15 protein-coding genes are annotated in these 25,764 nt (G+C 61.1%); 9 read left to right on the forward strand and 6 right to left on the reverse strand.

What is annotated here, in order from left to right; all coding sequences use genetic code 11:
- Positions 1-33: 33 nt before the first annotated feature.
- The 6 genes from lepA to pdxJ all read left to right on the forward strand — a co-directional run bounded on the left by lepA (position 34) and on the right by pdxJ (position 6,090).
- Positions 34-1,830 carry a translation elongation factor 4 gene (gene lepA, locus AB9L16_RS04500; protein WP_016771564.1) on the forward strand — a complete coding sequence of 599 codons (1,797 nt, stop codon included), beginning with the start codon at positions 34-36 and terminating at the stop codon, positions 1,828-1,830.
- A gap of 9 nt (positions 1,831-1,839) precedes the next feature.
- Positions 1,840-2,694 (forward strand): signal peptidase I, encoded by an 855-nt coding sequence (lepB, locus tag AB9L16_RS04505; RefSeq protein ID WP_375123163.1) that lies wholly within the window; start codon positions 1,840-1,842, stop codon positions 2,692-2,694.
- 169 nt (positions 2,695-2,863) lie between these two features.
- Positions 2,864-3,553, forward strand: a complete 690-nt coding sequence (rnc, locus tag AB9L16_RS04510) for a ribonuclease III (RefSeq protein ID WP_024011703.1) — start codon at positions 2,864-2,866, stop codon at positions 3,551-3,553.
- Entirely contained in the window at positions 3,546-4,448 is a 903-nt protein-coding gene (gene era / locus AB9L16_RS04515) for a GTPase Era (RefSeq protein WP_016771562.1), read from the forward strand. Before rnc ends, era begins: the two co-directional genes overlap by 8 nt.
- A gap of 166 nt (positions 4,449-4,614) precedes the next feature.
- On the forward strand, positions 4,615-5,304 hold the full coding sequence (gene recO / locus AB9L16_RS04520) for a DNA repair protein RecO (RefSeq protein ID WP_056783095.1): 690 nt from the start codon (positions 4,615-4,617) through the stop codon (positions 5,302-5,304).
- A gap of 39 nt (positions 5,305-5,343) precedes the next feature.
- Complete coding sequence (gene pdxJ / locus AB9L16_RS04525) at positions 5,344-6,090, forward strand: pyridoxine 5'-phosphate synthase (RefSeq protein WP_095180437.1); 747 nt, start codon at positions 5,344-5,346, stop codon at positions 6,088-6,090.
- 83 nt (positions 6,091-6,173) lie between these two features.
- Here pdxJ and mltF read toward each other — a convergent pair whose 3' ends face one another.
- Positions 6,174-7,634, reverse strand: coding sequence for a membrane-bound lytic murein transglycosylase MltF (mltF, locus tag AB9L16_RS04530; protein WP_375123164.1), 1,461 nt, complete (start codon positions 7,632-7,634; stop codon positions 6,174-6,176).
- A 285-nt stretch (positions 7,635-7,919) separates the two neighbouring features.
- On the opposite strand from mltF, the gene purL reads away from it, so the two are divergent.
- The 3 genes from purL (at position 7,920) to AB9L16_RS04545 (ending at position 13,427) form a co-directional block, all read left to right on the forward strand.
- Positions 7,920-11,816 (forward strand): phosphoribosylformylglycinamidine synthase, encoded by a 3,897-nt coding sequence (gene purL, locus AB9L16_RS04535; RefSeq protein ID WP_095180438.1) that lies wholly within the window; start codon positions 7,920-7,922, stop codon positions 11,814-11,816.
- A gap of 5 nt (positions 11,817-11,821) precedes the next feature.
- Positions 11,822-12,133, forward strand: a complete 312-nt coding sequence (locus AB9L16_RS04540) for an NGG1p interacting factor NIF3 (RefSeq protein ID WP_252868840.1) — start codon at positions 11,822-11,824, stop codon at positions 12,131-12,133.
- 934 nt (positions 12,134-13,067) lie between these two features.
- Entirely contained in the window at positions 13,068-13,427 is a 360-nt protein-coding gene (locus tag AB9L16_RS04545; RefSeq protein WP_150636222.1) for a DUF6124 family protein, read from the forward strand.
- A 57-nt stretch (positions 13,428-13,484) separates the two neighbouring features.
- Here the strand turns inward: AB9L16_RS04545 and AB9L16_RS04550 are convergent, their stop codons facing one another.
- The 5 genes from AB9L16_RS04550 to nagA all read right to left on the reverse strand — a co-directional run bounded on the left by AB9L16_RS04550 (position 13,485) and on the right by nagA (position 25,735).
- Positions 13,485-19,208, reverse strand: a complete 5,724-nt coding sequence (locus AB9L16_RS04550; RefSeq protein WP_375123165.1) for a toxin — start codon at positions 19,206-19,208, stop codon at positions 13,485-13,487.
- 130 nt (positions 19,209-19,338) lie between these two features.
- Entirely contained in the window at positions 19,339-21,054 is a 1,716-nt protein-coding gene (gene nagE, locus AB9L16_RS04555; protein ID WP_375123166.1) for an N-acetylglucosamine-specific PTS transporter subunit IIBC, read from the reverse strand.
- A gap of 23 nt (positions 21,055-21,077) precedes the next feature.
- Positions 21,078-23,591, reverse strand: coding sequence for a phosphoenolpyruvate--protein phosphotransferase (ptsP, locus tag AB9L16_RS04560; protein WP_375123167.1), 2,514 nt, complete (start codon positions 23,589-23,591; stop codon positions 21,078-21,080).
- Positions 23,592-23,625: 34 nt separating this feature from the next.
- Complete coding sequence (locus AB9L16_RS04565; protein ID WP_375123168.1) at positions 23,626-24,648, reverse strand: SIS domain-containing protein; 1,023 nt, start codon at positions 24,646-24,648, stop codon at positions 23,626-23,628.
- Positions 24,629-25,735, reverse strand: a complete 1,107-nt coding sequence (gene nagA, locus AB9L16_RS04570; protein ID WP_252883232.1) for an N-acetylglucosamine-6-phosphate deacetylase — start codon at positions 25,733-25,735, stop codon at positions 24,629-24,631. The genes AB9L16_RS04565 and nagA overlap by 20 nt, the downstream gene beginning before the upstream one ends.
- Between the last annotated feature and the right edge of the window lie 29 nt (positions 25,736-25,764).

Genomic DNA, 25,764 nt, shown 5'->3' on the forward strand with positions numbered 1-25,764 from the left:
GGCCAAGCCTGCAGCCTTTTTGAGTGTTGATCCGTGAGTGATTTGAGTCATATCCGCAATTTCTCCATCATCGCCCACATTGACCATGGCAAGTCGACGCTGGCTGACCGTTTCATCCAGATGTGCGGCGGCCTGGCCGAGCGTGAAATGGAAGCCCAGGTACTGGATTCCATGGATCTTGAGCGTGAACGCGGGATCACCATCAAGGCCCACAGCGTTACCCTCTATTACAAAGCCAAAGACGGCATCACCTACCAGCTGAACTTCATTGACACCCCGGGCCACGTCGACTTCACCTACGAAGTCAGCCGTTCCCTGGCCGCGTGCGAAGGTGCCTTGCTGGTGGTCGATGCGGGGCAGGGCGTAGAAGCCCAGTCCGTGGCCAACTGCTACACCGCCATCGAGCAGGGCCTGGAGGTCATGCCGGTACTGAACAAGATCGACCTGCCACAGGCCGAGCCGGATCGCGTCAAGGACGAGATCGAGAAAATCATCGGCATCGACGCTACCGACGCCGTCACCTGCAGCGCCAAGACCGGCCTGGGTGTCGACGAAGTGCTCGAGCGTCTGGTGCACACCATTCCTGCGCCGACCGGCAACATCGAAGATCCGCTGCAAGCGTTGATCATCGACTCCTGGTTCGACAACTACCTGGGCGTTGTTTCCCTGGTACGCGTGCGCCACGGCCGTGTGAAGAAGGGCGACAAGATTCTGGTCAAGTCCACCGGCAAGGTGCACCTGGTCGACAGCGTCGGCGTGTTCAACCCGAAACACACCGCCACCGTTGATCTGAAGGCCGGCGAAGTGGGCTTCATCATCGCCAGCATCAAGGACATTCACGGTGCGCCGGTCGGTGACACCCTGACGCTGAGCTCCACGCCGGACGTGCCGGTGCTGCCGGGCTTCAAACGCATTCAGCCACAGGTTTACGCCGGTCTGTTCCCGGTCAGTTCCGACGACTTCGAGGATTTCCGCGAAGCGCTGCAGAAGCTGACCCTTAACGACTCGTCGCTGCAGTACACCCCGGAAAGCTCCGACGCCCTGGGCTTCGGCTTCCGTTGCGGCTTCCTCGGCATGCTGCACATGGAGATCATTCAGGAGCGCCTCGAGCGCGAATACGACCTGGACCTGATCACCACCGCGCCGACAGTAATTTTCGAGCTGGTGCTGAAAACCGGTGAAACGATTTACGTCGACAACCCGTCGAAGCTTCCGGATGTGTCGGCGATCGAGGACATGCGCGAGCCAATCGTGCGCGCCAATATCCTCGTGCCGCAGGAACACCTGGGCAACGTCATCACCCTGTGCATCGAGAAACGCGGCGTTCAGGTCGACATGCTGTTCCTCGGCAATCAGGTGCAAGTCACCTACGACCTGCCGATGAACGAAGTGGTCCTGGACTTCTTCGACCGTCTCAAATCCACCAGCCGCGGCTATGCTTCGCTGGACTACCATTTCGATCGTTACCAATCGGCTAATCTGGTGAAACTGGACGTGCTGATCAACGGCGACAAGGTCGATGCCCTGGCATTGATCGTGCACCGTGACAATTCGCACTTCAAAGGTCGCCAGTTGACCGAGAAGATGAAAGAACTGATTCCTCGTCAGATGTTCGACGTGGCGATTCAGGCCGCCATCGGTGGTCAGATCGTGGCCCGGACAACCGTCAAGGCGCTCAGAAAGAACGTATTGGCCAAATGCTACGGCGGTGACGTCAGTCGTAAGAAGAAGCTGCTCGAGAAGCAGAAGGCCGGTAAGAAACGCATGAAACAGGTCGGCAACGTGGAAATTCCACAGGAAGCCTTCCTCGCCGTGCTCAGGTTGGAATAATCAGGTCCTATGTCGCTAAATTTCCCGCTGTTGCTGGTCATCGCCGTGTTCCTCTGCGGCCTGTTGGCGTTGATTGATCTGCTGTTCCTGGCACCGCGTCGGCGGGCTGCCATTGCCTCTTATCAAGGCAGTGTCAGCCAACCCGAGCCTGTGGTGGTCGAGAAGCTGAACAAAGAGCCGCTGCTGGTTGAATACGGCAAGTCGTTCTTTCCGGTGCTGTTCATCGTCCTGGTGCTGCGTTCGTTCCTGGTGGAGCCGTTCCAGATTCCGTCCGGCTCGATGAAACCGACGCTGGACGTCGGCGACTTCATTCTGGTGAACAAGTTTTCCTACGGCATCCGTCTGCCGGTGATCGACAAGAAGATCATCGAAGTCGGTGACCCGCAGCGCGGCGATGTGATGGTGTTCCGCTACCCGAGCGACCCGAACGTCAACTACATCAAGCGTGTGGTGGGCCTGCCGGGTGACACTGTGCGTTACACCGCCGACAAGCGTCTGTTCGTCAACGGTGAGTCGATCGCCGAGAAGATGGCCGGCGCCGAAGCAGGTTCGCTGGGCAGTGCGGAGCTCTATCAGGAAAAACTCGGCGCAGCCGAGCACCTGATCCGCAAGGAAATGAGCCGTTACCGCGCCACTCCGGATCGTTCGTGGACGGTGCCTGCCGGGCACTACTTCATGATGGGCGACAACCGCGACAATTCGAACGACAGCCGCTACTGGGATGATCCGAACATTCCCAAGGATCTGCTGGGCATGGTTCCCGACAAGAATATTGTCGGCAAGGCCTTCGCGGTCTGGATGAGCTGGCCAGAGCCGAAACTCAGCCACCTGCCGAATTTCTCGCGGGTCGGCCTGATCAAGTAATCAAACACGGCGCTGTTGACCACAGCGCCGAATGCATTTCTGGAGCCGGCACAATCGGCTTCGCAATCGCCAGGATCTATTTTTTGAACACAGCGTTAATTGTCCCAGGCCTGCGCCGTACCCCGGCGATGGCAGTGGAAACCAGCCACGAACTCAGCGTGGGTAAACCGTGAGCGTTTCTCTAAGCCGTCTCGAGCGCCAGCTCGGCTACACCTTCAAGGACCAGGAGCTGATGCTGCTGGCCCTCACGCACCGCAGTTTTGCCGGGCGCAACAACGAGCGTCTGGAATTCCTCGGTGATGCCATCCTCAACTTCGTCGCTGGCGAGGCGCTGTTCGATCGCTTCCCGCTGGCCCGCGAAGGCCAGTTGTCGCGTTTGCGCGCGCGGCTGGTAAAAGGTGAGACGCTGGCCGTACTGGCTCGCGGTTTCGACCTCGGCGATTATCTGCGCCTGGGTTCGGGGGAACTGAAGAGCGGTGGTTTCCGCCGTGAATCGATTCTCGCCGATGCCCTCGAAGCTCTGATCGGTGCGATCTACCTCGATGCCGGCATGGACGTCGCCCGCGAGCGCGTACTGGCGTGGCTGGCCGGCGAATTCGAAGGCCTGACGCTGGTCGACACCAACAAGGATCCGAAAACCCGCTTGCAGGAACACTTGCAATCGCGCGGTTGCGAACTGCCACGCTACGAAGTGGTGGATATTCAGGGCGAACCGCACTGCCGTACCTTCTTCGTCGAATGCGAAGTGGTCTTACTGAATGAAAAAAGCCGAGGTCAGGGTGTGAGCCGTCGTATTGCCGAACAGGTAGCGGCCGCCGCAGCACTGATTGCCCTGGGCGTGGAGAATGGCAATGACTGATACAAACGCAACTCGCTGTGGCTACGTTGCCATCGTCGGCCGTCCCAACGTCGGCAAGTCGACGCTGCTCAACCACATCCTCGGGCAGAAGCTCGCGATCACCTCGCGCAAGCCGCAGACTACCCGCCACAACATGCTCGGGATCAAGACCGAGGGCGACGTCCAGGCGATCTACGTCGACACTCCGGGCATGCACAAGGGTGGCGAAAAGGCCCTGAACCGTTACATGAACAAAACCGCTTCGGCGGCGTTGAAAGACGTCGATGTGGTGATCTTCGTCGTCGACCGCACCAAGTGGACCGACGAAGACCAGATGGTTCTGGAGCGTGTGCAATACGTGACCGGCCCGCTGATCGTCGCGCTGAACAAGACCGATCGCATCGAAGACAAAGCCGAGCTGATGCCGCACCTGAGCTGGTTGCAGGAACAGCTGCCAAACGCCCAGATCATCCCGATTTCCGCGCAGCACGGGCACAATCTCGAAGCGCTGGAAAAGGTCATCGCCGATCACTTGCCGGAGAATGATCACTTCTTCCCGGAAGACCAGATCACCGACCGCAGCAGCCGTTTCCTTGCCGCCGAACTGGTGCGCGAGAAAATCATGCGCCAGATGGGTGCCGAGCTGCCGTACCAGATCACCGTCGAAATCGAAGAATTCAAGCAGCAGGGCAAGACCCTGCACATCCACGCGCTGATTCTCGTCGAGCGTGACGGCCAGAAGAAAATCATCATTGGCGACAAGGGCGAGCGCATCAAGCGCATCGGCACCGAAGCGCGCAAGGACATGGAGCTGCTGTTCGACTCCAAGATCATGCTCAACCTGTGGGTCAAGGTGAAGGGCGGCTGGTCCGATGACGAGCGCGCGCTGCGTTCGCTGGGTTATGGCGATCTGTAAGTAGCGATCTCGAAAACACCGCTACTCACTGTGGGAGCGAGCCTGCTCGCGAAGAGGATGTAACATTCAGCATTGATGTTGACTGTCACTCCGCTTTCGCGAGCAGGCTCGCTCCCACAGTGGTTTTGGGTTGTATGTAAAACCGCGTTTCTTCATCGAGAACTCAATGTCGCAAAACCCGCCTCCCGCCCAACCCGCCTATGTCCTGCATTCGCGCGCCTATCGCGAAACCAGCGCACTGGTCGATTTCCTCACGCCGCAAGGTCGGCTGCGGGCGGTGTTGCGCAGCGCGCGGGGCAAGGCCGGGACGCTGGCGCGGCCGTTCGTGGCGCTGGAGGTCGAGTTCCGTGGCAAGGGCGAGCTGAAGAATGTCGGGCGCATGGAGAGTTCTGGCACCTCGGCGTGGCTCAATGGCGAGGCGCTGTTCAGCGGCCTCTATCTCAACGAGCTGTTGATTCGCCTGTTGCCTGCCGAAGATCCGCATCCCGCCGTATTCGACCACTATGCCGCGACCCTCTTGGCGCTGGCCGAAGGTCGACCACTGGAACCGTTGCTGCGCTCTTTCGAATGGCGATTGCTGGATGATCTCGGCTACGGCTTCTCCATGAACACCGATATGCACGGTGAGCCCGTCGCTGCTGACGGCCTCTACCGTTTGCAAGTGGACGCCGGACTCGAGCGGGTGTATCTGCTGCAACCCGGCCTGTTCAACGGTACCGAGCTGCTGGCCATGGCCGAAGCCGACTGGTCGGCGCCCGGTGCGCTGTCGGCGGCCAAGCGTCTGATGCGCCAGGCGCTGGCAGTGCATTTGGGCGGGCGTCCGCTTGTCAGTCGCGAGCTGTTTCGCAAGCCCTGATATGCTGTGCGCCGAATCTCTCAATTCAGGAGCGCATCCGTGACCAGCAGCAATCGCATTCTTCTCGGCGTGAACATCGACCACGTCGCCACCCTGCGTCAGGCCCGTGGCACGCGCTACCCGGATCCGGTCAAAGCGGCGCTGGATGCAGAAGAGGCGGGCGCCGATGGCATCACCGTGCACCTGCGCGAAGACCGCCGTCACATCCAGGAGCGCGACGTGTTGCTGCTCAAGGATGTGCTGCAAACGCGCATGAATTTCGAAATGGGCGTCACCGAAGAAATGATGGCTTTCGCCGAGCGCATTCGCCCGGCGCACATTTGCCTGGTCCCGGAAACCCGTCAGGAACTGACCACCGAGGGTGGCCTGGATGTAGCGGGGCAGGAGGAGCGAATCAGGGCTGCGGTCGAGCGCTTGTCGAAAATCGGCAGCGAAGTGTCGCTGTTCATCGACGCCGACGAGCGCCAGATCGCCGCCTCCAAGCGCATCGGTGCACCGGCCATCGAGCTGCACACCGGGCGTTACGCCGATGCCGAAACCCCGACTGAAGTGGCAGAAGAGCTCAAACGCGTCGCTGATGGCGTGGCGTTTGGACTGGCGCAGGGCCTGATCGTCAATGCCGGGCACGGCCTGCATTACCACAACGTCGAGGCCGTGGCGGCGATCAAAGGCATCAACGAACTGAACATCGGCCACGCGCTGGTGGCGCATGCGTTGTTCGTGGGCTTCAAGTCCGCCGTATCGGAAATGAAAGCGCTGATTCTGGCTGCTGCTCTCAAGGGCTAAGATCAAAAGATCGCAGCCTTCGGCAGCTCCTACAGGTGTACACATAACCCTGTAGGAGCTGCCGAAGGCTGCGATCTTTTGCTTTAAAGAGGGGCGGGCTCTTGCGCCGGTTTCGACTTGTCGATCGCCGGCACATGCAGGTTGCCCTCGGCCACCTGATCGCCCTCAAGCTGCGGCTGGGTCACCCAAGTCAGGATGTCGTAGTAGCGACGGATGTTCGCCACGAAGTGCACCGGTTCGCCACCCCGGGCGTAACCGTAGCGGGTCTTGCTGTACCACTGCTTCTGCGAGAGGCGCGGCAGGATCTTTTTCACGTCCAGCCACTTGTCCGAATTCAAGCCTTCCTTCGCCGCCAGTTTGCGCGCGTCATCCAGATGACCGCTGCCGACGTTGTACGCCGCCAGGGCGAACCAGGTGCGATCCGGTTCCTGGATCGAATCGTCGAGCTGATCTTTCATATAAGCCAGGTACTTGGCACCGCCCATAATGCTCTGCTTGGGATCGAGGCGGTTCGACACGCCCATCGCCTGCGCGGTGTTCTGGGTCAGCATCATCAGACCGCGCACGCCGGTTTTCGAGGTCACCGTCGGCTGCCACAGGGATTCCTGATAGCCGATGGCGGCCAGCAGGCGCCAGTCGACTTTCTCTTTCTTCGCGTAATTCTTGAAGTGCTGTTCGTATTTCGGCAGGCGCTGCTGCAAGTGCTGGGCGAAGGTGGTGGCGCCCATGTAGCCAAGCACATCGACATGGCCGTAGTAGCGGTCTTTCAGGCGTTGCAGGGTGCCGTTCTTCTGCACCTTGTCCAGATAGGCGTTGATTTCATTGAGCAGGCTGTTGTCTTCGCCCGGGCCCACCGCCCAGCTCTGGCTGCGCGCGTCGCCGAGGTCGAAGGCCACGCGGATGTTGGTGAAGTACACCTGATTCATCGCCACTTCGTTGGAGTCGACCAGGGTCAGGTCAATCTGGCCTTCATCGACCATGCGCAGCAGATCGACCACTTCAACGGCGTCGGATTCATCGTATTCGATGCCGGGATATTTCTGTTTCAGCGCGGCCAGTTGTTCGGCGTGGGTGCTGCCCTTGAGCACGGTGATCTTCTTGCCGACCAGATCCGCCGGATCTGTAGGGCGCGACTGGCCGTTGCGGTAGATGATCTGCGGGGTGACTTCGAGGTAGGAGTGGGAGAACCGCACCTGCTTCTTGCGTTCATCGCTGCTGACCAGACCGGCGGCCGCGAGTACCGGGCCGTTCGGCTTGCCGACCTGGTTGAACAGGTCATCGAGATTGTCGGCCGTCTCGATCTTCAGCTCGACGCCCAAATCGTCGGCGAAGCGCTTCACCAGCTCGTATTCGAAGCCGGTTTCACCGCTGCGATCCTGAAAGTAGGTGGCGGGGCTGTTGCGGGTAACCACGCGCAGCACACCATCCTCCTTTACGCGCTCGAGTGTGTTGGGTTTATCAACACAGCCACCGAGCATCAGGAAGAGTCCGGTTGCGATCAGCCATTTGGCGTATCGCGGACGCAAAGCCGTTGGGAAAAACATCTGCGCAGTATACGCAAACGGCCACGAGCGCCATATCTCGACAGCGTAGGACTAGTCTGCTAGCGATCACAAATCCGAGCGAAATCCCTTGAATACGGGCCTTCAGGGCATTTTGTTACAGTAAAAATAAGCCATGCTGAAACGCTCGATTTACCTGACCCCGAAGGCAGAAACACAGATTGCTACCCGAGTGCAACCGTGCGTAGCGTTTCGGGTGATGTTGAGGTCGGTTTAGGCTAGAATGCACGGCCTCAAAGCACACCCCTTCCCGAGGCTGTCCCGAAGATGTTGATCCTGCGCGGCGCTCCTGCCCTTTCTGCCTTTCGCCACAGCAAACTCCTTGAGCAACTGAGCCAGAAGGTTCCAGCTGTCAGTGGCCTGTATGCTGAATTCGCTCACTTCGCCGAAGTCACCGGCGTCCTGACCGGCGACGAACAGCAGGTGCTAGCGCGCCTTCTGAAGTACGGCCCAAGTGTTCCGGTTCAAGAGCCGACCGGTCGTCTGTTTCTGGTGTTGCCGCGTTTCGGCACCATCTCGCCGTGGTCGAGCAAGGCCAGCGACATCGCCCGCAACTGCGGCCTGAGCAAGATCCAGCGCCTGGAACGCGGTATCGCCTTCTATGTTGCAGGGCAGTTCAGCGAAGCCGAAGCCCAGCTGATTTCGGACGCGCTGCATGACCGCATGACCCAGATCGTGCTGGCCAACCTTGAGCAGGCCGCCGGTCTGTTCAGCCACGCCGAGCCGAAGCCGCTGACCGCCATCGACATCCTCGGTGGCGGCCGCGCCGCGCTGGAAAAGGCCAACACCGAGCTGGGCCTGGCCCTGGCCGAAGACGAGATCGACTATCTGGTCAACGCCTTCAACGGTCTGAAGCGCAACCCGCACGACATCGAACTGATGATGTTTGCCCAGGCCAACTCCGAGCACTGCCGCCACAAGATCTTCAACGCCAGTTGGGACATTGACGGCCAGAGCCAGGAAAAAAGCCTGTTCGGCATGATCAAGAACACCTATCAGATGCACAGCGAAGGCGTGCTGTCCGCTTACAAGGACAACGCTTCGGTGATTGTCGGCAACGTTGCCGGCCGCTTCTTCCCGAACCCTGAAACCCGCCAGTACGGCGCGGTGCAGGAGCCGGTGCACATCCTGATGAAGGTTGAAACCCATAACCACCCGACCGCGATTGCTCCGTTCCCGGGCGCATCCACCGGCTCCGGTGGCGAGATCCGTGACGAAGGTGCAACCGGTCGTGGCGCCAAGCCCAAGGCCGGCCTCACCGGTTTTACCGTCTCCAACCTGCAGATCCCAGGCTTCGAACAGCCGTGGGAAGTGCCGTACGGCAAGCCTGAGCGCATCGTCACCGCGCTGGACATCATGATCGAAGGCCCGCTCGGCGGCGCTGCGTTCAACAACGAATTCGGCCGTCCGGCGCTGACCGGCTACTTCCGTACCTTCGAGCAGTCGATCACCACCCCGCACGGCGACGAAGTGCGCGGTTACCACAAGCCGATCATGCTGGCTGGCGGCATGGGCAACATCCGTGAAGAGCACGTCAAGAAAGGCGAGATCGTGGTCGGCTCCAAGCTGATCGTGCTCGGCGGCCCGGCAATGCTGATCGGCCTGGGCGGCGGCGCGGCTTCCTCCATGGCCACCGGCACCAGCTCGGCAGACCTGGATTTCGCTTCGGTACAGCGTGAAAACCCTGAAATGGAGCGTCGTTGCCAGGAAGTCATCGACCGTTGCTGGCAGTTGGGCGACAAGAACCCGATCAGCTTCATTCACGACGTTGGCGCGGGCGGTCTGTCCAACGCCTTCCCGGAACTGGTCAACGACGGCGATCGCGGTGGCCGTTTCGAACTGCGCAACATTCCAAACGACGAGCCGGGTATGGCCCCGCACGAAATCTGGTCCAACGAATCCCAGGAACGTTACGTGCTGGCGGTCGGCCCGGAAGATTTCGAGCGCTTTCAGGCGATCTGCGAACGCGAGCGTTGCCCGTTTGCCGTGGTCGGGGAAGCCACTGCCGAACCGCAATTGACCGTCACCGACAGCCACTTCGGCAACAACCCGGTGGACATGCCGCTGGAAGTGTTGCTGGGCAAGGCGCCGCGCATGCACCGTTCGGTGGTTCGCGAAGCCGAGCTGGGCGATGACTTCGATCCGTCGAACCTCGACATCAGCGAGTCCATCGAACGCGTTCTGCATCATCCGGCCGTGGCCAGCAAAAGCTTCCTGATCACCATCGGCGACCGCACCATCACCGGTCTCGTCGCCCGTGACCAGATGGTCGGCCCATGGCAAGTGCCGGTGGCCGACGTTGCCGTCACCGCCACCAGTTTCGACGTCTACACCGGTGAAGCCATGGCGATGGGCGAGCGTACTCCGCTGGCTCTGCTGGACGCGCCGGCCTCGGGCCGCATGGCCATCGGCGAAACCATCACCAACATTGCCGCCTCGCGGATCAACAAGCTCTCCGACATCAAACTGTCGGCGAACTGGATGTCGGCGGCCGGTCACCCGGGCGAAGACGCGCGTTTGTATGACACCGTGAAAGCGGTCGGCATGGAGCTGTGCCCTGAGCTGGGCATCACCATTCCGGTGGGCAAGGACTCGATGTCCATGGCCACGCGCTGGAACGACAACGGCGAAGACAAGACCGTCACCTCGCCGATGTCGCTGATCGTGACCGGTTTCGCGCCAGTGGCTGACATCCGTCAGACCCTGACCCCGGAACTGCGCATGGACAAGGGCACCACCGACCTGATCCTGATCGACCTCGGTCGCGGCCAGAACCGCATGGGTGCATCGATCCTCGCGCAGGTCCACGGCAAACTCGGCAAACACGCGCCGGACGTCGATGACGCCGAAGACCTGAAGGCCTTCTTCGCGGTGATCCAGGGCCTCAATGCCGACGGTCACCTGCTGGCCTACCACGACCGTTCCGACGGTGGTCTGCTGACCTCCGTGGTGGAAATGGCCTTCGCCGGCCACTGCGGTCTGAGCCTGAACCTGGACAGCGTTGCCGAATCCGCTTCGGAAATCGCCGCGATCCTGTTCAACGAAGAACTCGGCGCAGTGATCCAGGTTCGCCAGGACGCCACCCCGGACATCCTCGCGCAGTTCAGCGCCGCCGGTCTGGGCGACTGCGTGTCGGTGATCGGTCAGCCGATCAACAATGGCCAGATCAACATCACCTTCAACGGTGACACAGTGTTCGAAGGCCAGCGTCGTCTACTGCAACGTCAGTGGGCCGAAACCAGCTACCAGATCCAGCGTCTGCGCGACAACGCCGACTGCGCCGAGCAGGAATTCGACGCGCTGCTGGAAGAAGACAACCCGGGCCTGAGCGTCAAGCTCAGCTACGACGTCAATCAGGACATCGCCGCGCCTTACATCAAGAAAGGCATCCGGCCACAGGTTGCCGTGCTGCGTGAGCAGGGCGTCAACGGTCAGGTGGAAATGGCCGCCGCGTTCGACCGTGCCGGTTTCAGCGCGATCGACGTGCACATGAGCGATATACTCGCCGGTCGTGTCGACCTCAACGAGTTCAAAGGCCTGGTGGCCTGCGGCGGTTTCTCCTACGGCGACGTGCTTGGCGCCGGTGAAGGCTGGGCCAAGTCGGCGCTGTTCAACAGCCGCGCCCGCGATGCGTTCCAGGGCTTCTTCGAACGTAACGACAGCTTCACGCTGGGCGTGTGCAACGGTTGCCAGATGATGTCCAACCTGCACGAGCTGATCCCGGGCAGCGAGTTCTGGCCGCACTTCGTGCGCAACCGCTCCGAGCAGTTCGAAGCGCGGGTAGCGATGGTGCAGATCCAGGAATCGAATTCGATCTTCCTGCAGGGCATGGCCGGTTCGCGCATGCCGATCGCCATCGCCCACGGTGAAGGGCATGCCGAGTTCGCCAGCGAAGAAGCACTGCTGGAAGCCGATCTGTCCGGTTGCGTGGCGATGCGTTTTGTCGACAACCACGGCAAGGTCACCGAAGCCTACCCGGCCAACCCGAACGGCTCGCCGCGCGGGATCACCGGTCTGACCAGCCGTGACGGTCGCGTGACGATCATGATGCCGCACCCGGAGCGTGTGTTCCGTGCGGTGCAGAACTCGTGGCGTTCGGAAGACTGGACCGAGGATGCTCCTTGGATGCGCATGTTCCGTAATGCGCGCGTCTGGGTGAACTAAGGCCTGTGTACAAGCTGGCGTTTTTTGTTCCTGACAGTCATGTCGAGGTGGTCAAAGGGGCTGTGTTCGCTGCCGGTGGTGGGCGGATCGGTGACTATGACCACTGTGCGTGGCAGGTGCTTGGCTCTGGTCAGTTTCGACCGTTGGACGGCAGTCAGCCGTTTGTCGGTCAGGCGGGGCAGGTTGAGCGGGTTGAGGAATGGAAGGTTGAGCTTGTTGTTGCGGATGATTTGGTTGTGGCTGTTGTGGCGGCGTTGAAGCTCAGTCATCCGTATGAGACGCCGGCTTATGAGGTGTGGCGGCTGGAGGATTTCTGATCTTCTTTGCTGCTGGAACGGGAAACCCGCAGATGAGGGATTGTCTGCGGGTTTTTTGTTGGCCTTGGTTTTGTTTTGATTTGGGTGAATATCCGTTGCTTCGGGTGTGGCGGCTGGCGGTTTCGCCCTTACGGCGACTCACTTTTTTTACAAACGCCTAAAAAAAGTAAGCAAAAAAACGCTTGCTCCTACGTTCGGCCCTCGCAGGCTCGGGTTCCTTCGCTGCGGGATCGATCCGGGCGCAGCGGCTCCGGTTTGCTTCGCTGCACCTCCTTCCGCTGTGTTCGACTTCGTCGAACGGTCGCTGCGCTCCCACGCCCGGATCAATCCCTCCACTCAGCCTTCCGACGTCGCCGGTGGATCAAGATCAAGAGCAGGCGAGCTGACACTCGGCCTATTGAGTGGTGAAAAGCGTGTGTGTCCGGCTTTTGATTTGTGTTGTTGCTGCCCCTCACCCCAGCCCTCTCCCGAGGGAGAGGGGGCGATTTTGTGTGGTTTGCAAATCCTGAGTTCAACTCGGACTTTCACGTCGGCGTACCTCGCCTGAACAACTCGGTCAGTCCCCTCTCCCTCTGGGAGAGGGCTAGGGTGAGGGTGGCGATCTGGAGTGTGTTTAAAGCAGTGTCTGAGTTCGCAGAACCTTCCCACAAGGTTTTCAGGTTGTCCGTCGGACGTGCGATCTCTAGTCTTTTCCCGTCGCTGCGAATCAGCGATCGGGAGTGAGATCCCCGGATAGCTTGCAACTGGCGCCAGCACCACGATAATTGGCGCCAGCTCAATCTGCTGCCTGCTTTATGGCGGCTGTGTGCGGGCAGACTTCGGTCTGGCCGGTTGCCTGCTCCGGTGGATCTCACCTCGCACATAGCTGCCACCTATCCGCCGCGTGAGATCCGGCGATCGATGGCTGTCCATCAGCATCAGCAGGAGAAGCATTGTGGATAAAATCGTTCCCGATCCACCATACGAACCCACCCCCCTCGAACAAACCATCCGCGCCGACGACCTCGCGAAAAACCGCGAAGCGATCAAGCGGGCTCTGGATTTTTACCTGTGCCCGCAACCTGGCAAGGCGCACCCGCCCAGCACCATGTTTCTCATCCAGCCGGAAATCGATACCGAAACCCTGCTCGCCCATGCCTGTGAATCCCTCGCTTCAGCCAACACCCTGGCCAGTGATTTCGCTGATCAGTTGGGGCGACCGCAGCGCAATACGGCGCTGGCGATTCAGCAGATCATCATGCTCGCTGAGCTGGCGGTGAACCGTGCGCTGGATCGGGTGGATCCTCAGGCATGAAAAAACCACTGGGCCTTCAAGCCCAGTGGTTTTCCACAACGTTCAATTGCCCGGGCGTCACGTCACCTGTGTCAGCTTCACGTCTGTGACGAGCATGTCGATCAACGTGCGCAGGTAGGTGAAGGTCTGATCTTTTTTCTCCCAGCGATCAACGAAGAACAGACCCTTGTCATTGATCTGAATCGGCGTCTCAACGATCTCGCCGGACCTGGATTTATGCACCACGCTGGCGTTGCGGGTGTCTGCATTTTCTATAAGGAAGTTTCCGGGTTCGGTCAGTTTGCTGCGACTGACAGAAGGCGTCGCAGCAGGCTTTTTCGTTCCGGGGACGGCCACCTCCATCACAAAATCGCTGCTCAAAGCCCTGACGTTGGCCTCGTGCTTGCCGCTGACAAATTCCCACGACCCACGGTGAATATCCCGGGCCAGTTCAGGGGCTGTGTCGCGCACGTGCAGGCTGACGGCGGACAGTGTATCGGCCAGACCTGGCACACCGAGGTTGTAATTGGTATGCGCACTGCCGATGAAGGCCACCCATTTATGCGGCCCGTTGGCCAATTGATCAGCCTCGATCACTTGGGTTGCAAAATAGCTGAACATCTCGTTTCGCGAGACGTGTTCGTCATACACGCCCTTGAGGTGATAGGACGCCGTGCAATCTAGGGCTCTGATGCGAATGTTGTATTTGGCCGCCGCCTGACAGACCGCCGTGTACGTATCGTTCCCTGTGTAATTCGGCATCTGCCCTTGATCCTGGCGATGCAGGTAAGCCTTGAGCCTGTCGGGCATGCGCTGGGTACGCAGAAAAGTGTCGAGATCGGCCTGGTGCAGGTCGGTGAACAGGTGCTCGACATACAACGTGTCATAGCCTGCTTCCTTGAGGGCTTTCATGTGCTTTTTCAGCAGCGCTTTGCTCGCTACATCGACGTGGGCTTCGCCGATCAGCAGATTCAGACGTCCGTCGGTCAATTGCCGTAAAAAAGCTTCGAATGTGCAGTCGGCGGTGAGCACCGGCAGGATCGGCGCATCGGGTGGGACGTAGTCGGTAAAAGCGTCCCTGGCGGTTTTTTCCAGACGTTTGCGTTGGGCAAGGAAAGCCTCGTAGGCCGTTCTTTCACTGGCTACTGTCGGGGTGTAATGGGAATCCATGGAGTAGGGCTTATGCAACATTTCAGCAATATCGTCGCGCAGTGGCGAAGCAATATCGAACTCGCTGAAATGTTCAACGGCGCTAGCTGCGGCGGGCGGCTTGGAGACAGGTAGAGGTGCCTTGTAGGCACTCGGCATCTGTAGGAGGTAATCACCTTGCGCTGTCGCGTCTCCCGCGATGGCACCGGGCGCGTCCCTGCTTATGCGTGCGGGTTGGTACAAGTCGATGTCTTCAATACGCACGGCAACGGCCTCGTGGAGGTCGGCCAGGCCCGGGGTGTTGTCGAACGTGGTCATGCGCGACTGCTCGGTCAGGGCAATCCAGCGCTCTTCGCCGATCTCGGCCATATCGGTGGCAAGCGCCTTGTGCGAATAAAAGTTTCTGATGCGGTTGTTTCGCGGGGTCAAAGGCGAGAGCCTGGACATCACCATGATCCCTTCGAGTTGATAACTGGTCGAGCCGTCCAGCGCATGAATGCTCATGCCTTTTTCCCGTGCCTTGCGCACCAGCGCCAGGTAAGAGAAAGGCGCGTCAGGCTCATGGCCCATGGCTTTATCGAGCGCTTTCAGATGTTTCTTGATATGGCGCCAGGATTCTCCCTTGTTGAATTTTTCCAGTTTGAGATGAAATACGTCTCCCGGCAGGTATTCGAGGAAGAGGTGCTTGTAGCCGTTCTCCAAAAGCACGTCGAGATTTTCGATCAGTGCCTGTTTGCTGGCGATAGAGCCCGGCTGTGCACCGATGACCAGATTCTTTGCGGCGAATGCATCGCTGGCGATCAACTGTGCGAATGAGGTGTTGGCGGCAACCGCCGGCACTTCGGCGCGAGCGGGCAGCGGTGCGAGTTGGGCAAAATGGCGCGTGGCGTCCGTGGTGAGTTTTTCCACCTGTTGCAGATAGGCTTGGCGCATGCTGGCCATTTTGTCGACCACGTTGACCAGGATGACCTGGGGTGAGAAGCCCATGTAATGCTCGCCCTCCTGGAGCATTCGTCGTCGCGATTGCGGGTCCAGCAACTCTTCAACGAGATCCCGGTACTTGATCGCGACTCCATAGTCCTTATGCGGGCCGGGTGTCTCGGGCACGGCTTCGTATTTTGGTGCACCGCCGGACAGGCCGCTGCGCACCATCACTCCGTCGGAGTTGCGCACGGTCAGAATGCCGGTCGAAAGCAGTCCGGAGCCATTCGGATCCGGGCGGTAGAGCAAATAACGGCCGAGTGCGTCCGGGGTCGTGCTGGCGTAATACGACTGCCCTCTGAAAACGACGGCATGCATATCGTCCCGGACCGGTTCGGTCGCCATTTGATCGATCAATGGCAGAAGATCCTCTTGCTCGTCGCCAACGGTGGTGACAGCCCGACGCAACGGGCGCCGGACGGGCTTGAGTGAACGCAGCGCCGGACGCAGATCCGTCAGCACCGCGCCAGCACTGTTGAACAGATAACCGAGCAAGTGCCGGAACGCTTCGTTGTTATTACCCTGACGATAGGCATGCAGGGCGAGCATCGCGTCCTTGAAGGCCAGCAACAGGCCGGTGCTCAGGCTCAACAGCGGGAACGGCGCGGTGGCGATGGCAGCGACCCATTCGACGCTCGTCCAGATCAGGCCGGCGATCATTTCGGCGCGACTGGTGGTCGTGGCATGGACGTTGTCGATCCGCCGTTGCAACTTCATGTCGTAGAGCGCGGTACGCAGGTCGCTGACGGCGTCGGCCGGGCGCATCGAGTCATAACGGGCGGGGCTGGGGATGGTTCTGTTGAGGTCTTTGGGCAGTTTCTTGCGGATGTTTTCCAGGTACGTGCGCACCCGGGTCTGGGCACTGACACCCACCCGCTGGGTCAGGTATTCGATCATGCCGGACTGCAGCAGCAGGTAATTGAACAGGCGTGCTTCGCGAAAACGCACGCCGTCCGGTGCGTCCGGCGTATACAGCAGGACCGGATCGCCGCCATGGCTGAACAACCAGGCATCGATCACCCATTCGCCGTCGATCATCAACCGGTGGATCGGGTATTTCGTCCGGGTCTGCCCCGACGTTTGATCCATGCTGCTGATGCTTTGCTGCAGCCATTGCAGGTCGCTGCTGGCGATATGTCCTTGCAGCTGGCATTCCAGCGCGGCGCTCTGCATCTGGCGCTGAGTGATGGCCAGTGTCGCGTTGCGTCGGAACGCGTAGCCTTCGCTTTTCGAATCCTGCAGCTCGTTTTTGACTTTGTCGGTATAGCGTTTGCCGATCCAGACCCCCGTGACCGAGCGGGCTACGTTCTGCGCGGTCAGGCTACTGATATCGACGCCTTGCGGACCTTTGAAGCGCGCCGAGCGTGAGAATTTCTGGTCGAGAAAACCGACGCCGTCGGCATAGCCGTCGCGATACAGCCGGGTATAGGTCAGCGGTTTCGGCGTCCATGAGGGCACGATCGACTTTGGCGAATAGGCCCAGACGGTGTCCGGATCGACGTCATTGGCAGGGCGTTTGAGCAAGCGGTTCAGGCTGATCTTCGCTTGCGCATGCACGTAATCGTCAAACGCCTGAAAACGTCCGCCCGACAGCGGATGCTGATTGAACGCGCGCAAAGCCCCCTCGGCGTCGTCGCTCAGGGTCGAGAGTTTTCGGCGATTGGCCGCATTGGTCGAGCGATACCACACCGGGGTGCTGAAATCGTAGTCGTCGATGCGTGTGGCGAGCATGTGTTCAGCCATCGCTTTGAGGCAATCGAGATGGTTGCCCAGGTGGTCGAACGTGACTTTCTGGTGCTCTGCTGCTTCCGGCTTCAGGCTCAGCCCCGACAACACCTTGCGCAGGGTCGAACGAAAGCGCATCGGCGCGCGGCTGATCAGATAGCCGGCCATGCTTTCGGCGGCGTCATTCTGCTTGGCCCAACCCAAGAGATGGGTCTGCAATTGGCGCTCGCTGTCGAACGCCTCGAACTGGCGTTCACGGGGCGCCTGCGGTGTGCAGAGCAGCAGGCGGCGGACCGCGCCGGATTCGTCGGTCTGACGCAGCACCCACAGATCCTGCAGCTGGGCGCCGTGCAAAGACAGGGTGGCGGCGCGCAGCTGTGGATCGCTGCCGTTACGCAGGCGCTGGAGCATTTGCAGATCGCCGTCGAGCAGGTGCCCTTGCAGCGCTGCGGCATGGGCGAGCGCGACGATGCGCTGATCGAGCATCTGCTCGATCGCAGGTTTGATCGCGGATCTCGCCTGCATCTGCGTTTGCAAGCGTGCGAAGTCGACGCGCGGTTCCAGCTCCAGTGCCTGCTTGATCACCCAGGCGGGCGTTACGTCCGCGTACTCGTCGGATAACGGCAGGTCGTTGTAAGTCAGCCGGGTGTGGCTGAGAAACGCCGAGCCTGGTAGCTCATCGCCAGTGTGCGGGCCGCGCAAGGTCAGCTCGAGCAAATTGCTCTTGTGCACATAAGCGCCGAATCCGGGGACCTGCCGATCCGTAATGATCTGCAGCTTGTCCGGTTCCAGGTCGTCGATTTGCAGATCATCACTCAGCCGTTCCAGCCATTGGTGGCGGGCCACGGCCATCAGGCTGACCGCCGGACCCATCAGGTCAAGCAGGTTTTGCCGGGCCTGATTGTAGTTGCCCAGGTGCAACGCCAGCTCGGCCCGCTTGGCGGCGTCGGCGCTGCGGTACCAGTCCGGGGCGCTGTTGCGCAAATGCCGCTCGAACAGGGTTTGAGCCTGAAGTGCCAGGCGCGGGGTGAGATACGGCAGCGCAGCGCCGATGGCGCGCTCCAGCTCGGCGATCAGTACAGCGGCATCCTGCTGCGGATTGGCGGCGAAACTCAATGCATGTTCGATATCCTGAGTGCGCTTTTCGATCAAGGCATCGTAGATGTGTTCGAACAGCGGTTTGCTGTCGATGGGCGCCAGCTGCAATGGCCAGATTCCCGCTGTACCGACATCGTGGTAGCGGCTGGGCAGCAGCTGCATCAATTCGCCACGGCTAATGCTGTGCTGCATGGTCTTGAGCAGATGGGCATCGAGATCAGCCAGGGAACTGAACAGCTCCAGGCCCCTGGCCGGTGTGAACAACACGACGAAGCCCGCGCTCTGGTCGGTCAACAGATCGCTGACTTTCGGGGTGTCTTTTTGCGTCACAACAAAGGCCCCGGCCAGCTCGACAGTGGTTTGCTGATAAGTGAACTGCAACGCATACATGGCCGGACGCAACAGCGGGCCGAGGGCCAGTTTCTGCATCAGCTCGCCGGCCTGTGGGTGCAGCAGGCGATCGGTGACGGCCTGTTTCGCCTCGTACTCAAGCGCAGTGAAACCGGCGTCGTATTTGAGGAAGGTTTTTGCCGATTTGCCGTTGATCTCGTCACGCAGATCCATGTTGATCAGTTGCGTGTTGAGGCGCACCTTCAGCGTGGCGATCAGTTGCTTGCCTGCCTCGCTCTGCAGGTCGGTGGTTGCCAGCGCCTGATAGAGCGCGCGGCTGCGTTGCAGGTAGCCGTCGCGATAGGTTTTCAGCTGCTCTTCGAGGCGTTTGAGATGAGCCTGCTCGGTGCTCGGTTTGTGCTCGGGCAACAGCGGGGTTTCGGTGTTGAAGAGAAGACGACCGATCTGGTTGAGATCGTTTTTGAGCTCATCGGGTGTGGGTGCGTTGGGGGTGCTCATAGGGCACGATTTCCATGCTGGGGATGAAGGGCCAGCATGGCGAGCAGGGCGTGGAGGAGGGTGGTATTCATGTATCGTGCGCGTGCCGTATTTTCGGCGCCCGCCCCAGCCCTCCCGCCACCCGCGCAGATCAAACCTGCGCGCTGACCTCCCCGCGACTCAGCAACCCCTCGATCGCCCCGCTCAAACTCGCTGCCTTGTCCCCCACCAGCAAATGCCAGACGCCACCGTCCAACCGGCTGACACCCAGGCAGCCGAGCGCTTTGAGCTGCGCCTCGGACAGCGCCTTGGCATCGGCCAGTTGCAGGCGAATACGGGTCATGGCGATGCAATCGAGTTGCAGCACATTGTCGCGACCGCCCAGTGCATTCAGCCATTGCTGCGCCTCGTTGCGGGTAAGCGCGACAGTCGTCGGCTCATCGGCAACTACTACGGTTTCTGCCAAAGTTGTACGGCCCAGGGCAGGCATGGCCAAGCGAATCTCATCGGCAATGCTGTCAGCCAACGGCCCGACCACGACCTGCAAGCTGCCGCCCTTGCCCGGGCGCACCACCGCCATCGCGCCCAGCGCTTTCAGCTCGGCATCCGAGGCCTTGTTGCGATCGACCATCTCCAGGCGCAGTCGGGTCGTGCAGGCGCCGACGGTGAGCAGATTCTCGGCGCCGCCCAAGGCTTTGATATACGCACTGGCGCGTTCGGTTTCCGAGAGCACGGCTTTTTCGGCGCTGGCGACGTCTTCGCGCCCCGGCGTCTTCAGGTTGAAACGACGGATACAGAAGTCGAAAACCAGGTAATAAATAACCGCGTAAGCCAGCCCGACCGGCACCACCAGCCAACCATTGGTCGACTTGCCCCAGCCGAGAATCATGTCGATGAAACCACCGGAAAAGGTGAAGCCCAGATGAATGTTCAGGCCGTTGGTGATCGCCATCGACAGCCCGGTCAGCAGCGCATGCAGGAGGAACAGCAGCGGCGCGAGAAACATGAAGGCGAATTCGATCGGCTCGGTCACACCGGTCAGAAACGAGGTCAGCGCCATCGACAGGAAGATCCCGCCCATCACCTTGCGCCGCTCCGGCAACGCGTTGCGATACATCGCCAGGCACGCGGCGGGCAGGCCGAAGATCATCATCGGGAACATGCCGGTCATGAACTGCCCACCCTTCGGATCGCCGGCGAAATAACGCGACAGATCGCCGGTCACCAATGCCCCAGTGGTCGGGTCGGTGAAGTTGCCGAAGACGAACCACGCCATGTTGTTGAGGATGTGGTGCAGGCCAGTGACGATCAGCAGGCGGTTGAACACGCCGAAGACGAAGGCGCCGATGCTGCCGCTTTCCATCATCAGCGCGCCGAACGCATTGATGCCCTGCTGGATCGGCGGCCAGATATAGCCGAACAGCACGCCCAGCCCCACCGCTGCAAAACCGGTGACAATCGGCACGAAACGCCGGCCACCGAAGAACGCCAGATACTCCGGCAGCTTGATGTCCTTGAAGCGGTTGTACAGCGCACCGGCCATCAGGCCGCTGACGATCCCGGCGAGCATGCCCATGTTGATGCTCGCATCGAGCACCTTGAGCGTGGAGATCATCACCAGATAACCGATCACCCCGGCCAGACCGGCGGTGCCGTTGTTGTCTTTGGCGAAACCGACGGCGATGCCGATGGCAAAGATCATCGCCAGGTTGGCGAAGATCACTTGTCCGGCATCGTGAATGATCGCGATGTTCAACAGGTCCGTGTCGCCCAGGCGCAGCAGCAGGCCGGCAATCGGCAGGATCGCGATCGGCAGCATCAGCGCGCGGCCCAGGCGTTGAAGGCCTTCGATGAAGAGTTGGTACATGGCGTTTGTCCTTTTTGTTTTTGTTAGCGCAGAGGCCAATGTTGATGACAGGCGTGGCGAACGGCGGCGGCGCTGGACAGCTTGAGCAAGTCGCGGCTCAGGCGCTGACATTCGGCTTCGTGCAGCTGACGCACGCGGTCCTTGATTTCACCGATCTGCACCGGGCTCACCGACAGTTCAGTGACGCCCAGGCCGATCAGCACCGGCGTGGCCAACGGGTCGGAGGCGAGGGCGCCGCAGACACCAACCCAGCGCTTGTGTACTGCCGCACCCTCGCAGGTCATGGCGATCAGGCGCAGCAACGCCGGGTGCAGGGCATCGACCCGCGCCGCCAGCCCGGCGTGATCGCGGTCCATGGCCAGGGTGTATTGCGACAGATCGTTGGTGCCGATCGAGAGGAAGTCGGCGTGTTCGGCCAGTTGCTCGGCTTGCAGCGCGGCGGCGGGGACTTCGATCATCACGCCGATTTCCGGGCGCTCGGTAATCCCCAGCTCCAGACACAAGGCATCGACGCGCTGGCGGATGTGCAGCAGCTCGTCGACCTCGGTGACCATCGGCAACAGAATCCGGCAACGCGGCAACGGCTTGACCTGCAACAGCGCGCGCAGTTGCTGATCGAGAATTTCCGGCCGCGCCTGGGCCAGCCGAATGCCGCGCAGACCGAGCACCGGGTTGGCCTCGGCGGGCAGTGGCAGGTAGTCGAGTTGCTTGTCGCCACCGACGTCGATGGTGCGGATGATCACCGACTTGTCGCCCATGGCATCGATGACCGCTTGATAGGCGCTGCGCTGTTCTTCGACGTCCGGTGCCGTCTGGCGATCGACGAAGAGAAACTCGGTGCGCAACAGGCCTACACCATCAGCACCGTTGGCAAATGCGTCTGCCGCTTCGTTGCTTGAGGCGACGTTGGCGACCACTTCGATGTGCACGCCATTGCACGTTTCAGCGGGCAAATGGGCTTTGGCCTGTTGGCTGTCGCGACGCTGCCGGCGCTCGATTTGTGCCTGTTGCACTTCGCTCAGGCGCTCGGCGTTTGGCGTCAATTCGAGGCGCCCGTCGTCAGCGTCGAGCACCACGGCTTGATCTTGCGGCTTCTCAAGTAATTGCGCGCCCAAAGCGACGAGGCACGGCAGACCTTTGCCGCGTGCCAGTATCGCGACGTGCGAGGTCGCGCCACCTTCGGACATGCACAACCCGGCGACACCTTGCGCACTGAGTTGCAGCAGATCCGACGGCGTCAGTTCGTGGGCGGCAACGATGGCTCCGGCCGGAACCTGGTATCCCCAGGCCTCGCCAAGCAGAGCGCGCAGGACGCGTTGCTTGAGGTCGCGCAAATCGTTGGCACGTTCGGCCAGCAGCGGACTGCCGGTGCCTTGGAGCATGTCGCACTGGGTGTCGATCGACTGACTCCAGGCGTGCGTCGCTGCGGTGCCTTGCGCGATGAATTGCTGCGCGGCGTCGAGCAGGGCCGGGTCTTCGAGCAGCGCCATGTGTGCAGCGAAGATCGCTTCTTCGTCGGCGTTCCTGTGCTTTTTCGCCTGGGCGAGGGTGGCGGCGATTTCGCTGCGCACCGCGTTCAATGCCGCTTCAAGAATCGGCTGCTGTTGCACCGGATCGTGGTTGCCCGCATCCGCCGGCAAGGTGATCGCGTTCAAGCGAAACAACGGCCCGGCGACCAGCCCCGGCGCCGCGCAGACACCGTGCAACACGCCAGCCTCGGCCGGGCGTTTCGGCGCCCCAGTGCTGACCGGCGCTTGCGCGTGATGATCGTCCGGCAGCGCCGTGGCCAATGCGCTGAGCAGAGCTTGCAATGCGGCATCGGCGTCCGGTCCCTGACAACTGACCTGCACCTCATCCTGCTCGCCAATGGCCAGACCCATCAAACCGATCAGGCTGTTGCACGGCGCCGATTTGCCGTTGAAGTGCAGCTGTGAGTGGCTGCTGAAACCTTGGGCGGTCTGGCGGATCAGCGCAGCCGGGCGCGCATGCAAGCCGCCGCGATGAGCGACCCGCACTTGGCCACGAACCTCAGGCCCGCCGCTTGTATCGGTATTCGCCGCCACCACATTGCGCGCGATGATGTGCAGCAGCGGCTCGCCGACTTTCACTGTTTTGAGGGTGATCGGCCGCACCTGAAAATCCGCGCTGTTGGTCAGGATCAACAGGCTGACCAGGCTTTTGCAGTGCTGGCCGACCTTGTCCAGGTCATAGCGCAGCAGCGGCTGACCGAGGCTGACGCGATCGCTTTCCTTGACCAGCATGGCGAAACCTTCACCGTTCAATTCAACGGTGTCGAGACCCAGATGCAGGAGGATTTCCGCGCCGTTGTCGGCGCGCACGGTCACCGCATGGCTGCTGCGCGCGACGTGGATGACCACGCCGGCGCAGGGCGAATACAGCGTGTCGTTGAGCGGGTCGATGGCGATGCCGTCGCCCATCGCGCCACTGGCGAACACCGCGTCCGGGACGTTGGCGAGCGTCAGCACCGGGCCGCTGAGCGGGGCGCTGAGGGTCAGCTCTTTATTGTTGTCGGGCATGGCTGGGTCTCATCAGGTGTGCAGTCAGTCGGACTTAATGCGTGCGGGTTACTTTGCTCAAATGGCGCGGCTGATCCGGGTCCATGCCCCGCGCCTCGGCCAGGCTAGCGGCCATTACGTAGAAACTCTGGATCGCCAGAATCGGGTCGAGGGCCGGGTGTTCGGCGCGGGTCAGGGTCAGGTCGCGTTCGTTGACGTCATCTGGCGCGGCGAGCAAGACCCGGGCGCCGCGTTGACGCATCTCTGCCGCGAGGCTCAGCAGGCCGGCCTGCTCGGCACCGCGCGGGGCGAACACCAGCAGCGGATAGTGTTCGTCGATCAGTGCCATCGGGCCATGACGGACTTCGGCACTGCTGAACGCTTCGGCCTGAATCGCCGAGGTTTCCTTGAACTTCAGCGCCGCTTCCTGAGCAATCGCGAAACCGGCGCCACGGCCGATCACCATCAGGCGCTCGCAATCGCGCAGGGCTTCGATGGCCACGCTCCAGTCCTGTTTAGCCGCTTCGCGCAGGCCTTCTGGCAGCGCATCGTGGGCTTGCAGCAATTCGCTGTCCTCTTTCCAGTGCGCGATCAAACGCGCGCTGGCGCTGAGGGTGGCGATAAAACTCTTGGTCGCGGCGACGCTGCTTTCCGTGCCGGCGAGCAGCGGCAGGCTGAATTCACAGGCCGCTTCCAGTGGCGAATCGGCAGCGTTAACCATCGACACGCTCAGCGCGCCACGCTTGCGCAACAGGCGCAGGCTGTTGACCAGATCCGGGCTCTGCCCCGACTGCGAAAACGCGAACGCGACCTGACCGCTGACTTTCAGCGGCGCCTGCTGCATGGTCACCACCGACATCGGCAACGAGGCCACCGGCACGCCCAGTTGCTGCATGGTCAGGTAGGCGAAGTAGCTCGCCGCGTGGTCGGAGCTGCCACGGGCGACGGTCATCGCCACTTGCGGCGGCTGGCGGCGCAGGCGCCCGGCGATCTCGATCATCGGCGCGTCGAGCTGTTGCAGTTGGGCTTGCACGGCCTCGAACGAGGACAGCGCCTCTTCAAGCATTTTTGAAGTCAATGTCTTCTCCTTCGACCATGACGGCGGTCAGTGTGAGTGAGCGATCGAGCCGCACGCAGTCGGCCCAGGCGCCGGGGGCAAGGCGCCCGCGTTCGGTGATGCCGAGATAGTCGGCGGGAAATTGCGACAGACGCTGCGAGGCTTCGGCGATCGGCAAACCGATCTTCACCAGATTGCGCAGGGCCTGATCCATGGTCAGGGTGCTGCCGGCCAGCGTGCCGTCGGGCAGACGCACGCCGCCCAGGCATTTGGTCACGGTGTGGCTGCCAAGCTTGTATTCACCGTCGGGCATGCCGGCGGCGGCGGTCGAATCGGTGACGCAATACAGGCACGGGATCGAACGCAGGGCCACGCGGATGGCGCCGGGGTGCACGTGCAGCAGATCGGGAATCAGCTCGGCGTATTTGGCGTGCGCCAGTGCTGCGCCGACGATGCCCGGCTCGCGGTGATGCAGCGGGCTCATGGCGTTGTAGAGGTGGGTGAAACTGCTGGCACCGGCAGCCAGCGCGGCGACGCCTTCCTCGTAGCTGCCGAGGGTGTGGCCGATCTGCATGCGGATGCCACGGCTGCTCAGCTCACGGATCAACGCATCGTGGCCAGCGATTTCCGGGGCGATGGTGATGACGCGGATCGGCGCCAGCGCCAGATACTCTTCGACTTCGGCCATCAACGCGGTGTGGGCGAAGTTCGGTTGAGCGCCGAGTTTTCCCGGGTTGATGTAAGGGCCTTCAAGGTGTACGCCGAGGACTCGCGCGGCGCCTTTCGGACGCTGTTCACAGAATTCTCCTACCTCTTTGAGGACGCTGGAGATCTCCGCGCTCGGCGCAGTCATGGTCGTGGCCAACAGCGAGGTGGTGCCAAAGCGCACGTGGGTTTTGCTGATGGTTTCGAAGGCTTCTGCGCCTTCCATGATGTCTTTGCCGCCGCCGCCATGCACATGCAGGTCGATGAAACCCGGCAGCAGATAGGGCAGATCGTTAGCGGCCGGATCGCAGGGCACGCCTTCGATCGACACGACCTTGCCGTGTTCGTGAATCAGCCGGCCGCGAACCCAGCCGCTGGCGGTGAGGATGTTGTCTTCGGACATTTTCGTTCTCGCTTGGGGCCGCGCTCAGC

The organism is Pseudomonas sp. LW8, from assembly GCF_041956865.1.
Lineage (GTDB): Bacteria > Pseudomonadota > Gammaproteobacteria > Pseudomonadales > Pseudomonadaceae > Aquipseudomonas > Aquipseudomonas siliginis.

Coding starts and splice junctions, on each gene's coding strand:
- lepB (WP_375123163.1), top strand. CDS start 1,840: ATGTCGCTAAATTTCCCGCTGTTGCTGGTCATCGCCGTGTTCCTCTGC.
- era (WP_016771562.1), top strand. CDS start 3,546: ATGACTGATACAAACGCAACTCGCTGTGGCTACGTTGCCATCGTCGGC.
- recO (WP_056783095.1), top strand. CDS start 4,615: ATGTCGCAAAACCCGCCTCCCGCCCAACCCGCCTATGTCCTGCATTCG.
- mltF (WP_375123164.1), bottom strand. CDS start 7,634: ATGTTTTTCCCAACGGCTTTGCGTCCGCGATACGCCAAATGGCTGATC.
- purL (WP_095180438.1), top strand. CDS start 7,920: ATGTTGATCCTGCGCGGCGCTCCTGCCCTTTCTGCCTTTCGCCACAGC.
- AB9L16_RS04550 (WP_375123165.1), bottom strand. CDS start 19,208: ATGAGCACCCCCAACGCACCCACACCCGATGAGCTCAAAAACGATCTC.
- nagE (WP_375123166.1), bottom strand. CDS start 21,054: ATGTACCAACTCTTCATCGAAGGCCTTCAACGCCTGGGCCGCGCGCTG.
- ptsP (WP_375123167.1), bottom strand. CDS start 23,591: ATGCCCGACAACAATAAAGAGCTGACCCTCAGCGCCCCGCTCAGCGGC.
- nagA (WP_252883232.1), bottom strand. CDS start 25,735: ATGTCCGAAGACAACATCCTCACCGCCAGCGGCTGGGTTCGCGGCCGG.